The organism is Bacillus sp. FSL K6-0993, from assembly GCF_037977205.1.
GTDB classification, from domain to species: Bacteria; Bacillota; Bacilli; order Bacillales; family Bacillaceae; genus Bacillus; species Bacillus subtilis.
This window is the reverse complement of record NZ_CP150275.1, coordinates 3,537,628-3,551,463: the sequence shown is the minus strand read 5'-3', so window position 1 is coordinate 3,551,463 and position 13,836 is coordinate 3,537,628. Positions and strand designations below refer to the sequence as shown.

General features: G+C 35.5%; 11 protein-coding genes. 6 read left to right on the top strand and 5 right to left on the bottom strand.

All coding sequences use genetic code 11. The features are described from left to right. From MHH79_RS18390 to MHH79_RS18375, 4 genes are all read right to left on the bottom strand, one after another. Positions 1-1,026: a ribitol-5-phosphate dehydrogenase gene (locus tag MHH79_RS18390; RefSeq protein WP_003235523.1), complete on the bottom strand. Its 1,026-nt coding sequence runs from the start codon at positions 1,024-1,026 to the stop codon at positions 1-3. Next, positions 1,023-1,736 (bottom strand): 2-C-methyl-D-erythritol 4-phosphate cytidylyltransferase, encoded by a 714-nt coding sequence (locus MHH79_RS18385; protein WP_015384812.1) that lies wholly within the window; start codon positions 1,734-1,736, stop codon positions 1,023-1,025. The genes MHH79_RS18390 and MHH79_RS18385 overlap by 4 nt, the downstream gene beginning before the upstream one ends. Positions 1,737-1,824: 88 nt before the next feature. Beyond that, complete coding sequence (locus MHH79_RS18380; protein WP_047183289.1) at positions 1,825-2,976, bottom strand: CDP-glycerol--glycerophosphate glycerophosphotransferase; 1,152 nt, start codon at positions 2,974-2,976, stop codon at positions 1,825-1,827. 95 nt (positions 2,977-3,071) lie between these two features. After that, positions 3,072-3,845 (bottom strand): WecB/TagA/CpsF family glycosyltransferase, encoded by a 774-nt coding sequence (locus tag MHH79_RS18375; protein ID WP_063334764.1) that lies wholly within the window; start codon positions 3,843-3,845, stop codon positions 3,072-3,074. Positions 3,846-4,352: 507 nt separating this feature from the next. Here MHH79_RS18375 and tagD point away from each other — a divergent pair. The 6 genes from tagD (at position 4,353) to tagH (ending at position 12,722) form a co-directional block, all read left to right on the top strand. Further along, on the top strand, positions 4,353-4,742 hold the full coding sequence (gene tagD, locus MHH79_RS18370; protein WP_047183288.1) for a glycerol-3-phosphate cytidylyltransferase: 390 nt from the start codon (positions 4,353-4,355) through the stop codon (positions 4,740-4,742). 93 nt (positions 4,743-4,835) lie between these two features. After that, a complete protein-coding gene (locus MHH79_RS18365; RefSeq protein WP_251217482.1) occupies positions 4,836-6,023 on the top strand; it encodes a CDP-glycerol glycerophosphotransferase family protein in 1,188 nt (395 codons plus the stop codon). 19 nt (positions 6,024-6,042) lie between these two features. Then, positions 6,043-7,455 carry a glycosyltransferase family 2 protein gene (locus tag MHH79_RS18360; RefSeq protein ID WP_063334762.1) on the top strand — a complete coding sequence of 471 codons (1,413 nt, stop codon included), beginning with the start codon at positions 6,043-6,045 and terminating at the stop codon, positions 7,453-7,455. After that, positions 7,442-10,117: a CDP-glycerol glycerophosphotransferase family protein gene (locus MHH79_RS18355; RefSeq protein WP_063334761.1), complete on the top strand. Its 2,676-nt coding sequence runs from the start codon at positions 7,442-7,444 to the stop codon at positions 10,115-10,117. Before MHH79_RS18360 ends, MHH79_RS18355 begins: the two co-directional genes overlap by 14 nt. Before the next feature lie 174 nt (positions 10,118-10,291). Further along, positions 10,292-11,119 (top strand): teichoic acids export ABC transporter permease subunit TagG, encoded by an 828-nt coding sequence (gene tagG, locus MHH79_RS18350; RefSeq protein ID WP_003235506.1) that lies wholly within the window; start codon positions 10,292-10,294, stop codon positions 11,117-11,119. A gap of 19 nt (positions 11,120-11,138) precedes the next feature. Then, a complete protein-coding gene (gene tagH / locus MHH79_RS18345) occupies positions 11,139-12,722 on the top strand; it encodes a teichoic acids export ABC transporter ATP-binding subunit TagH (RefSeq protein ID WP_063334760.1) in 1,584 nt (527 codons plus the stop codon). Positions 12,723-12,759: 37 nt separating this feature from the next. On the opposite strand, the gene galU is transcribed toward tagH, so the two are convergent. After that, the gene (gene galU, locus MHH79_RS18340) at positions 12,760-13,638 is read right to left on the bottom strand and encodes a UTP--glucose-1-phosphate uridylyltransferase GalU (RefSeq protein ID WP_003227944.1); all 879 of its coding nucleotides are present in this window, start codon (positions 13,636-13,638) and stop codon (positions 12,760-12,762) included. Positions 13,639-13,836 lie beyond the last annotated feature (198 nt).

Sequence of the window (13,836 nt, the reverse complement as noted above, 5' to 3'; positions counted from 1 at the left end):
TTAAATTTCCCATTCAATAACAGTTTTTCCCCAAGATGAAGTCAAATCTGCTTCAAACGCGTTTGTAATTTCCTCAATACTGCGTACCGGGAAGCGTCCGCCAACTAATGTTTCTAAATAATCAACGACTTCAGGGTATTGAGCTAAAAAGTCTACAGTACGGGCAAAATCCTCGCGTCCGCTGCGGCTGCTGCCGATCAGCGTAATCCCTTTTTCAAGCACCATTCTTGTTTCAATTTCAACAGGGTATTCAGACACGCCTAAGAGCGCTACACACGCTTCAGGATGGACATGGGCAATGATTTGCTCAATTGCGCTTTCACTGCCGCGTCCGCCCACGCATTCAAAGGCATGATCAATTCTGACATCTTCAGGAATGTCGTTAATTTGATAAGCTGCATCAACAAAAGAAAAATGATCAAGCTTGTAAGGTGTTTTTCCGAAAATAAACACCTTGCTGTCTGGATATTTTTTCTTCAGTAGAAGCGTCATGATAAATCCGAGATTTCCGTCCCCCCAGACACCGAATGTGTCACGCTTCTTATGCGCCATGCGCTCAAAGCGGGAAAGCGCGTGAACTGCAATTGTAATAAGCTCAGTGAAGGCTGCGACATGCGGATTAATGCTGTCTGGAAGCTCAACAAGCCGATCAGGCGCCATGAACATATAATCCTGCATAAATCCATCATAACCGCTTGAACGGAATCTGCTGGACCGCAGGTAATTCTCCGCGATGACTTCATGTTCTTCAACCGGTGTATTTGGCACCATAACAACCCGGGTTCCGACTTTAAATGTGCCTGTCGGATCAAACATGACTTTTCCGATCCCTTCATGGATCAGAGCCATCGGCAGTTTTTTGTCCATCGCTTCTTTGCCGCGTGAGCCAGTATAATAACGCTGGTCTGCAGCACAGATGGATAAATGGGTAGGACGGACGACGACCTTATCTGAATGGACAACTTTATCTTTATATGTCACTTCAAATTGTCGGGCAGAAACTAAACGATATGTTTGATTAATCATTGTGAAATTCGCTCCTGTAAAATGGCATTAGCCACTTTTAAGTCATATGGTGTCGTTACTTTAATGTTAAAGACTTCACCGCGGACCAGCTTCACTTTTTCACCTGCTAACGAGCAGATCTTGCAAGCGTCAGTAAGGACAGCTTTTTGCTCATCGGACAGTTGATTATAAAGCTCGACCAATTTGCTGATCCGGAAGCTTTGCGGTGTTTGCCCCTGATACATGTTATCGCGGACAGGGATATCAGAAATAAATTCCTGGTCTTCTGAAGCAATAATTGTATCAATGGCTGAGATAACAGTATCAACCGCGCCGTATTGAAGAACAGCATCAATGTTTTCATCGATAATGCGATGAGTGAGAAACGGACGCACAGAATCGTGAGTGATGATCACGTCATCATCCTGAATACCGAATTCTTTTTCAATATAGCGGATGCCGCTCATAATAGATTCATTACGGTCGCTGCCGCCTTCAACGACAATCAGGCGATCATCCTGCCCGATAAATTTCTTTAAAATGTCTTTTGTATGGTTAATCCACTCTTTAGGGGAGACGATTAAAATCTTATCGAAACGGTCATTTAATAAAAACTTTTCAACCGTATGAATGATAATTGGGCGTTTATTTAACGGCAAAAACTGTTTTGGCATATTGACGTTCCCCATGCGGGAACCTTTTCCACCGGCTAGAATCTCAGCATAAATCATAAAATGACTCCTTCCTTACTACAACTAATAATGTTTTATAAAAGGTTTTCATATTATTTGCAATACCGATCTCTATTATATATAAAGATCAGTTTGATTTCTCATTTACATAGCTTAAAAGCAGCTTGCTGGCATTCCCTCTCGAGTACAGATTCCATTCACGTGAAAAGCGCTCCACTTCAGTTTGAAGCCTGTTCATATCTTTCAGCTGGTCCAAGAGCATTCCTGAATCACGGCAAGGAACCCCGGGGATTACCTCTGTATAATGGCGGATTAAACCGCGGGTTCTGTTGTAAGCCTCCATATCATACGTATAAAACAAAATGGGTTTGTCCAGCAAAGCAAATTCAAAAGGGACAGAAGAATAATCTGATATTAACAGATCACTCATTTTTAAAAGGTCTGCAAGCGGGAGATCTGATACGTCTTTTATCCACGCACTATCCCCAGGTAATTCAGCAGATTGCTTCATAACAGGATGAAGTTTTACTGCAAGTAAATATTCTCCTTTTAAATCATGCTGCAGCTGTTTTTCTGAAAACGGCAGCGAAAAGCTTTCAAACTGATGATCCCTAAAGGTTGGCGCATACAGGATGATTTTTTTCTCTGCCGGCAGGTGATATTTGCTTTTAAGGTCATTGCTGTTTTCCTTCACCTCATAGTAAGCATCGGTTAAAGGCACGCCAAACCGAAGAAATTTATCACCTTTTATATCGAAGAATTCCTTGAATATGTCAGCCATATGTTCAGAACCGACGACAATCCGGTCAAATGAAGCATACACTTTGCGAAAGCGTCTCACGTCAGCCCGCGAACGATTCTGTGTGTTGATATCCTTTAACCCAAATCGTTTAAACGCTCCATTCGCATGCCAAACTTGGATACACTCGATATCAGGTCTGCAGGTCAAAACGGTTGTCAAAACAAAATAGTTATCAACAATCACAGCTTTACTGCTCAGCATAGAAAAGACCGCTTTATATATATGAAGCGGGTGTTTTTCGTTAATAACTGAAACAGTAAGCTCAGGAAATTCTGTTTCCAGCGATTTGGCATGCTGGGTCAGAAGTACATGAATGGGAAATGAGTAGTGTCCCATCTGATATTCCTTTAATATTGCCCGGGCATTATCAGGAAAGGAAACAAGAAGGGTCACTTGACTTCCCGGTTTGACCCAAAACAGCAATGCGCCGATGACTTTGATGAACAAATAGTAAAAAAACGCAAACCAGGATTTCAATCTGTCATCAGCTCAAAACGGCTGCCGCGGATTGTCGGCAGGCACAGCGAAAGGTTCATGCATTTCATTACATACCATAGCTCCTTTAAGGCCCATTACAGATGGCGTGATTGATCTTTGACCTGTCCTGTATATTGCGGCTTTGCTGAAGTTCGTTCATGTTTCAGCACGGCTGTAACATACTTAGGAATGCTAAGCATTCTTCTCCAGCGCGCAGGGTTTGTGATCAGCCTGTACATCCATTCAAGGTGAAAACGGATAAAAAATGAGGGCGCTCTTTTGACATTGCCGCTGAACACATCGAAGCTTCCGCCCAGCCCTACAGAAACAGCCTGAGGGAATAGATGTCGGTATTTATGGATAAAGAACTCCTGATTAGGATAACCTAAAGCAACAAATACCATGTCAGGATTTGAGGCTGCAATCTTGTCTGCCACCTCACGTTGATTCTTCACATAACCGTCAGAATATCCGGCAATTTCAATCCCAGGATAATCACGTTTGACTCGCTCGATTGTCTGAGCAATCACATGTTTAGCTGCACCGTAAAAGAAAACCCGTTTTTTCTTTTGATCAGCCTTCTCAAGCAAAGACGTAAACAAATCATAACCGGCGATTCTGGATTGAAGCGGCTTACCAATTAGCTTGGAAACCAACACTACACCAATGCCATCCGGCAAAATAAAATCAGCAGATGAAAGAACCGCTTCATAACGCGGATTTTGCATCGCTTCAAATCCGATTTCAGGATTCGCTGTTACGATGAACGCACCTTTATTCTGGTCCAAAAATGACGTTTCTAAATGTGATACAAATGAAGTCAGTTCACCGTCTACAAAATCTAATTGATTAATGGGTTTCGTTTGCATCGTATCAACCCTCCTTTTCATCTATATGTCTATAAAAAACACGTGTCATTCGTATAGTTTGATTAAAGACTCTTTGTCTGAAAACATTTTACTCTATCTTACCACAAAAATCTTTAGGAACTTTTAACATTCACATTACAATTCCTTCACGTTTTGACGATGAATTAATATGAGGAGGGCGTACAAAATAAATGACGCAGCAGAAAGAAAATCGTTTCACTTAAAAACGCGACAAAAGATTCGATTTTTTCGAAAAAGAAAACTTGTTATAATGGGTATGGATGAGACATTAGACCTGTAAAAAATATACATCAATACAGCGATGATACCAAAAAATGCTGGTGATTGACATTTTTAAAGAGCCTTAACTTTTATAGGAACTTATGCTATTATTGTTCAATATTAATGGTACGTAAAAAATGTGTCGAAATTATAAACAATCTGTTAAGGTTTTTGGTTTTTTTCTGGTACTCTCAGTTGAAAACGGTTGGAAGGTGATGTTATCTGATGAAGAAAGTGATAACGTACGGAACATTTGATTTATTTCATTATGGACACATGAAGCTGCTGCAAAGAGCAAAAAATCTGGGTGATTACTTAATAGTAGGATTATCTACAGATGAATTTAATCTTCAAAAACAAAAAAAATCGCATCATTCCTATGAACATCGAAAATTCATTTTAGAAACAATTGATTTTGTGGATGAAGTGATTCCCGAAAAAAACTGGGAACAAAAAATTTCAGATATTCAAAAGTACAATATAGATACATTTGTGATCGGCGATGATTGGAAAGGGAAATTTGACTTCTTAAAGGAATATTGTGAGGTCATTTACCTTCCGAGAACAGAAGGCATTTCAACTACCCAAATCAAAGAAGACATGGCTAGTTTATAGAAGCACTAACTTAAAGAGGCTTGAAGTAATTCAGTTGCTTCTTTTTTTCTTGTTTGCGCAAATATAAATTTTTTACTCTTTAAGGAGTTCATTATGAAATCTTTTATTTTACAAAAATGCAGAAGTTTATTAGTCAGGGCCTATTCAGTTCTTTTTAAGATTTTTGCTCTTCTGCCAAGAAACAATAAATTAATTTTATTTGAAAGCTACTCAGGAAAACAGTTTAGCTGCAATCCCCGAGCAATCTATGAATATTTACAGGAAAATAAAGATCAATATGATTATAAAATGATATGGAGCATTGATAAACGATATTTGTCGGCATTAGACGGCGTAGATGCAGCATATATAAAAAGGTTTTCTTTTAAGTGGATTTGGTACATGGCTACAGCGAAATATTGGATTACAAACAGCCGGCTCCCTTTATGGATTCCAAAACCAAAAAACACATTGTATGTACAGACGTGGCACGGCACTCCGCTAAAAAAACTTGCTAATGATATGGATGAAGTGCATATGCCCGGAACCACAACCGAAAAATATAAACAGAATTTTCTGCAGGAAGCTAGCAAATGGGATTATTTAATTTCTCCTAATGCTTACTCGACTGAAATTTTTAAACGAGCGTTTCAATTTAAAAAACAAATTTTAGAAACAGGTTATCCGCGAAATGACATTCTATATTCACCAAATAAAGAATCTTTAATAAATAGGGTAAAACAAGAGTTAGAAATTAGCGAAGATAAAAAAATAATTTTATATGCACCAACTTGGAGAGACAATGAGTTTAAGAAAGTTGGCCAGTATAAATTTAAACTTCAATTTGATTTAGAGGAAATGAGAAAAGAATTTGGAGATTCTGTAGTAATTCTTTTAAGAATGCATTACCTCGTTTCCGAAAACTTCAACTTAGAAGAGTATAAGGGATTTGCACTTGATGTATCATCATATAGAGATATTAGAGATCTTTATTTAATTAGTGATCTTTTAGTAACTGATTATTCTTCTGTGTTTTTTGATTACATAAATCTTAAAAGACCTATCGTTTTTTTTGTTTATGACTTACCTCTATATCGTGATGCTATCAGGGGTTTCTATTTGAATTTTCAAGAAGAAGCGCCGGGGTATTTAGTGGAAACAAAAGAGGAGCTTATTTTTAAACTTAAGGATATATTGCAAAAACCAACTTTAGATTCAAATTATGATACATATTATAATTTATTTTGCAAACTAGAGGACGGAGAAGCTTCTAAAAGGGTAATCAAAAGGATCTTCGGTTGATGATATAAAGGTGACTAGAATGTTTTCGATAATAATTCCGATTTATAACTCAGAAATGTATTTAGGTGAAACTATAAATAGTATCATAAATCAATCAATTGGTTTTTTAGAAAATATTGAGGTTATTATGGTTGATGATGGTAGTACTGATTCATCCCCTTCCTTGTGTAAAGGATTAAGAAGTAAATATCCTAATAATATTAAATATATAAGAATTAGAAACTCAGGTCCCTCTAAAGCTCGTAATGAAGGCTTGAAATATGTTTCCGGAAAGTCCAAATATGTCGGTTTTTTAGATTCTGATGATCAACTCTCACTAGATGCACTATTGGAAACTCACCTTTTTTTTATGCGTTTTGATGTGAAAATTTCAGTATTACCTATTTATTATTTTGGCATAAAAACTGGTCAACATAAATTGAATTATCGTTTCTTAAAAGGTGAAAGAGTTATACATATTGAGACTGAATACAATTCACCTCACTTCTTTATAGGAGGAAGTTTTTTTAGAAAAGAGCTATTGGATGAAGGGAGTTTAATTTTTGACGAAGATATTAAATACTGGGAAGACGCCTTGCTAATTAATAGGTTATTAATCATAGAAAAAAAATATGGAGTGATTGGTAAAGGAAAGTATTTTTATAGAAAAAGAGTGGAAAAAAACTCAATAGTGGATCTTGTATGGTTATCGAAAGAAAGATATATTCCTTTTCTACAACAGTCCTACTTACCATTAATAGAGTATTCTCTTGAAAAACACGGAAAAGTGTTGCCCTATATTCAGTTTTTGATTATATATCATATGAAGTTATTTCTATTCCCTAAAAATAGAGACGTAGTGAGCGCAGTACTTACTGAAGAAGAGTTCGTCATATTTAAAAATATGTTTAAAGATATTTTATTGAAAATCGAAGATAGATTTATCTTAGAACAAGACATGTCTAGCTATTATAAGGACTTCCTTATACAACTTAAGGGCAGTCAGCTGAATGATCTTAACAAAATAAACCTTAGTATTTTGGAAACGAAAAATGTAACAATTACTAGTATGAGATTAAAGAGCTTTTACTTTATTATTAAGGGACATTTCATAAATGAGTATTACGATATGAAATCAAACGACAAAATATTATTGATTTCTGGAAATAAAAAATATACTTCAAAACAAAGAAAATTAGACGATCATATCGTTATATGGGGAAAAAAAGTTAGGGATTATAAATATTCAGGTTTTCAAGTCAAACTGCCTATATGGATTTTTAAATTTTCTTTTGTACTACAAACAAATCAGTTTACAGTAAAACTTAATACTGTTCATTTAATAAAAAAGACAGTTTTAATGCTCAGAGCATCCACAAGAAATTTATTGAAGCAGTTGATAAATCTTACGAGGTGTTTTAAAAGTTTAAAGGAGTTTAATGATGGCCGATAATCACAAATTTTTGTATTCTATAGTCATAGCTGTTTACAATGTTGGAAACTATCTAGAAGAAACAATAAATAGTGTATTAGAACAATCAATAGGTTTTAAGGACAATATACAGCTTATTCTAGTTAATGATGGAAGTACTGATAATTCAGGCGAAGTATGTTTGAAGTACGCAAAAAAATATCCCGAAAATATCGTCTATAAAAAACAAAAAAATGGTGGAGTTAGTAAGGCTAGAAATTTAGGTTTAACTAATGTAGAAGGTAAGTATGTAAATTTTTTAGACGGCGATGATTTACTTGATAAAGACGCATTAAAGTATATAACAGAGTTTTTTGAACAAAATAAAGAAAATATTGATTTAGTAGCAATACCTTTAAAGTTATTTGGAAAAGTAACTTGGGATCATCCGCTTCAGTATAAATTTTATAAAACACGTGTAGTCGATATAAATAAAGAGTATAATGCAATACAACTGTCTTCATCAAGTGCATTTATTAAGGTTGAGGCTATAAAGGGTAGAAAATTTGACGAAACCTTAAAATATGCTGAAGATGCTAAATTGTTGACGCAAATTATCCTAGATAAACAAAAGTATGGAATAGTAAAAGAGGCTCTTTATCATTATAGAAAAAGAGATGATGAAAGTTCTGCAACCCAAAGGGGGCCAAAAGATAAAGATTGGTACCTTGATTACTTAGATAAGTTTTCACTAGAAACCTTAGAATATACTTTTAAAAAGCTTAACAAAGTACCGGATTATGTCCAGTATTTAGTGATGTATGACATTCAATGGAGACTTAACGTTGGAGATGCCAGTGAAGTACTTAACGAGAAAGAAAGAGAATTATTTTTTATTAAATTAAAGTCAGTTTTAAAATATATAAGTTTCACTATGCTATATTCTCAAAAAAAATTAAACATACACCGGAGAAACTTTTTATATAATTTAAAATACGATAAAACTCATTCAGAAGAATATAGTTTGCATTTTACTAAAGATGATGTAGTACTGAAAAACCACTGGGGAAGTACTGTATGTTCACTTAAAGATCAAAAACCAGTTATTGAATTACTTTATGAGGATAAGAATGAATTAATAATAGCCGGAAATTTAGGTTCTTATTTTGACAAATCTCAATTTGATATCGTTGCAAAATTAAACGGAAAAGATTTAGCAGTCAACGAAATAGATCGAAAGACTCATGATATCTATACAGTCAATCACCTTGTTAAATCATATAAGGGATTTGAAATTAGAATTCCTTTTTCTAAAATTAATGAAAATTCAATAGTGGAACTATTTTTATCTGTTGACAGTCATGTAGTACCGGTCGAGTTGAAGTTTGAAAAGTTTTCGAAACTTAACGTAAAAAAGGGAATGAATTATACTGCTTTAAACAAACTTATTGTTTCTTATGAAAACGGAAAGATACGATTAAGACAAACTAAAAAGAAAAAAGTTTTAAAACTGGAGTTGCAGTATTTAAAAAAAATAAAATTAAAGAAAATGAAGGACATCAAAACATTTGGATTCAGAACTCTATGGCTGTTTTTATATCTTCTTAAAACAAAAAGTATTTGGATCTTTATGGATAGGCAAGATAAAGCTGATGATAATGCAGAACATTTGTTTAAGTATGTTCAGACTCAAAACAATAAAAAAATTAAATCTTATTTTATAATAAAAAAAGATTCTCCGGATTATAAGAGATTAAAAAAAATAGGAAAAGTAGTACCTTACAGATCATGGAAACATAAGATATTGTTTCTTTTAAGTGATAAATTGATTTCATCACATTGTGATAATTGGGTTATAAATCCGTTTTTTAACAGGAAAAAGGTATATAGTAATTTATACACTTTTGATTTTGTTTTTTTACAGCATGGTATTGTAAAAGAAAACCTTTCTAATTGGCTTAATAGATATAATAATGATATTAGAAGGATAGTGGCTTCATCCCCTTTAGAATATAGTGAATTTGTTGAGGGTGATTACAACTTTAATGATGAAAACATCGCTTTAACAGGACTCGCAAGATATGATAACTTGAAAAAAAATGAAAATAATCATAGCAAACAAATTTTAATTATGCCTACTTGGAGAAAAAATTTAGTTCCACCAAAAGATCAGGTAAAAGGAGAGAGACCGTATAATAAGGCATTTAAACAGAGTGAATACTTCAAAAGATATAATAATCTAATTAATGATAAGAATCTTATTGACGCTGCAAAAAAAGCAGGCTATAAAATTTTGTTTGTTCCACATCCAGATATGCAAACGCAGCTTAAAGATTTTGATAAAAATGATTATGTTACGTTTACAGATTATAAAACAAGCTATCAAACATACTTTAATCAATCAAATCTATTAATAACAGATTATTCAAGTGTATTTTTTGATTTTGCTTATATGAAAAAGCCGGTTATATACTATCAGTTTGATCAAGGCGAATACCATTATAAGGCCGGTTACTTTGATTATAATAATATGGGCTTTGGGAAAATTGTTAAAAGTGAGACGGAAATCATAAATACCACAATTGAGTATATTAAGAATGATTGTAAAATTGAAGAGACTTATAAAAAACGTATTGAAAAGTTTTACAAATATAATGATGCCAACAATTCAAAAAGAATTTATGAAAATATACTCGAAATATAGAACCTTTTTTGTATGTGCAAACTTCTTATGAAGTTTGCACTGTTTTTTAGCTAAAAAACAATGATTTTCTTTAAGTGAAAAAAACCTCAATATCTGTTACAATATTCACCGGTGCTTTCAAATTTCTTTAACCGAAAGATCCAAAAAATCATTTAAGTCTAAGGAAGATAAACAATGAATGCATTAGTAAGAATCGTAAAAGAGCAAGTGACATCGTTTCCTTTAATTTTGCGCTTAGCTTCATATGAGACAAAGTCTCAGTATCAGATGAATTATCTTGGTGTATTATGGCAGTTTCTCAATCCTCTCATTCAAATGCTGGCGTATTGGTTTGTATTTGGTATGGGGATTCGTAACAGCAAGCCAGTCATAACAGGTATTGGAGAAGTGCCTTTTATTGTTTGGATGCTGGCTGGTTTGATCCCGTGGTTTTTTATTAGCCCGACGATTCTGGATGGATCAAACAGTGTATTTAAACGGATCAATATGGTGGCGAAAATGAATTTTCCGATCAGTTCACTGCCTTCTGTCGTGATTGCTTCAAATTTATTTAGTTATTTTGTAATGATGGGTGTTTATGTCATTGTCCTTTTAGCAAGCGGTATTTATCCTAGTTTGCATTGGATACAATATATTTACTATTTAATCTGCATGATTGTGTTTATGTTTTCATTTAGCTTGTTTAACTCTACAATCAGTGTGCTTGTCAGAGATTATCAATTTCTGCTGCAGGCCGTAACCAGATTATTGTTTTTTTTACTTCCGATTTTTTGGAATATCTCAGAGCAGCTCGGGAAAAATCACCCGAATCTTCTGCCTGTGCTTAAGCTGAATCCGATTTTTTATCTGATAGAAGGATTTAGGAACAGCTTCTTAGACGGAAAATGGTTTTTCCAAGATATGAAGTACACGCTGTATTTCTGGCTGTTCACATTCCTTTTATTGTTAGTGGGTTCTATTCTGCATATGAAATTCAGAGACAAGTTTGTTGACTTTCTTTAATACGTAAGGAGATTGTACGATGAAACTAAAAGTTTCGTTTCGAAATGTTTCAAAGCAGTATCATTTGTATAAAAAACAATCGGACAAGATTAAAGGATTGTTTTTTCCGGCTAAGGATAATGGTTTTTTTGCTGTGCGGAATGTCTCCTTTGACGTGTATGAGGGAGAGACAATCGGCTTTGTAGGAATAAACGGGTCAGGAAAATCGACCATGTCTAACCTGCTGGCTAAAATTATTCCGCCGACCAGCGGTGAAATTGAAATGAACGGTCAGCCGTCGCTGATTGCGATTGCTGCCGGTTTAAATAACCAATTAACGGGCCGGGACAATGTCCGGCTCAAGTGTTTGATGATGGGGTTAACCAATAAAGAAATTGACGCGATGTATGACAGCATCGTTGAATTTGCTGAGATTGGCGATTTTATTAATCAGCCGGTTAAAAACTATTCCAGCGGGATGAAATCGCGTCTCGGTTTTGCGATTTCCGTGCATATTGACCCTGACATTTTAATTATTGACGAAGCGCTTTCTGTAGGGGACCAAACGTTTTATCAGAAGTGTGTAGATAGAATAAATGAGTTTAAAAAGCAAGGAAAAACGATTTTCTTTGTCAGCCACTCAATCGGTCAGATTGAAAAAATGTGTGACCGTGTTGCTTGGATGCACTATGGCGAGCTTCGTATGTTTGATGAAACAAAAACGGTTGTCAAAGAGTATAAAGCATTTATTGACTGGTTTAATAAGCTGTCGAAAAAAGAAAAAGAGACATATAAAAAAGAGCAGACGGAAGAGAGGAAGAAAGAAGATCCTGAAGCGTTTGCCCGTTTCCGCCAAAAGAAGAAAAAGCCGAAATCATTGGCTAATGCGGTTCAAATTGCTATTTTATCTATTCTGACTGTCTTCATGGCGGGAACGATGTTCTTTAATGCCCCGCTTCGTACAATTGCTTCGTTTGGGGCTATTCCGCAAAATGAAGTGAAGAATCATCATGGTAATGCAAAGGGCAAGTCAGAGGAACGCTTAACCGCAGTCAATAAGCAAGGGTTTATAGCAAATGAAAAAGTGGCTGCTTATAAGGATCAGGGTTTGAAACAGAAGGCTGACGTTACACTGCCATTCGGTACAAAAGTGACGGTAGCTGCAAAAGGCAAACAAACAGCGAAAATTAATTTTAACGGACAGTCTTATTTTGTGAAAAAGAGCGCTGTTGCAACTAACATGAAACATGCTGAATTGCATGCCGCTGCATTTACGTCTTATGTCTCGCAAAACGCAGCATCTTCCTATGAATACTTTCTGAAATTCCTGGGAGACAGCAGAACCAGCATTCAATCCAAGTTGAATGGATATACTGAAGGGGATACAGCTGACGGCAGAAAAACGTTAGATTTTGATTATGAAAAAATCAGCTATGTGCTGGAGAATGATAAAGCAACAGAGCTTGTTTTTCATAACATTTCTCCTATCAACCCGGCGTCACTATCCTTAAGTGATAGCGATGTATTGTATGACAGCAGCAAGAAGCGTTTTCTTGTGAATACAGCTGATCAGGTCTTCGCCGTTGATAATGAAGAGCATACACTGACTTTGATGTTGAAATAAAAAAGGCTATTGGATGAATGTCCAATAGCCTTTTTGTTTAGATTTCTTCTTTGTTTAGTAAACCTTCCATAAATGGAACGAGCTGATCGCGAAGCTCTTTATCCTGCATCGCAAATTCTAGAGTTGTTGTGATAAACCCGAGCTTTTCACCAACATCATAACGCTTGCCTTCAAAATCGTAAGCAAACACTCTTTGAATTTCATTCAGTTTTTGAATGGCGTCTGTCAGCTGAATTTCTCCGCCGGCGCCAACCTGCTGCTCTTCTAAATACATGAAGATCTCAGGCGTGAATACGTAACGGCCTAAGATGGCAAGATTAGAAGGTGCTGTGCCTTTAGGCGGTTTTTCAACGAAGTTTTTCACCTGATAACGGCGGCCTTCACTTGTCAGTGGGTCAATAATGCCGTAGCGGTGTGTTTCTTCTTCAGGCACCTGCTGAACACCGATAATAGAAGAAAGTGTTTTTTCATATTCATCCATTAATTGGCGCAACCCTGGTGTTTCAGCCTGAACAATATCGTCTCCAAGCAGTACCGCAAACGGCTCATCGCCGATAAAGTTGCGCGCGCACCAGACAGCATGTCCGAGACCTTTAGGTTCTTTTTGGCGGATATAGTGAATGTCAGCCAGGTTAGAAGCCTTTTTCACTTTTTCAAGCAGCTCAGTTTTTCCTTTTTCTTCTAGGTTTCTTTCAAGCTCCGGAGAGTAATCAAAATGATCCTCAATCGCACGCTTGCTTTTTCCTGTTACGATAATAATATCTTCAATACCGGCTTCAACAGCTTCTTCAATTATGTATTGAATGGTAGGTTTATCAACGATAGGAAGCATTTCTTTCGGCATTGCTTTCGTAGCCGGCAAGAATCTCGTTCCGAGACCTGCGGCAGGGATTATGGCTTTACGTACTTTTTTCAATTTCAAAGCACCTTCCTTAAGAACAGATTTAGGGTCACTCTTTTGAATGCTGAGTATTTAAAATGTTTGAGTTTCTTTTCTCATCAATACCCTATTTTCATTCTGTTAAACACATTTAATCATATAAGAAAAACCAATATTAAACAAGAGTCAATTCAGTGACTTTGGGGTCGAGGAAATACACAAAAATATCATTAA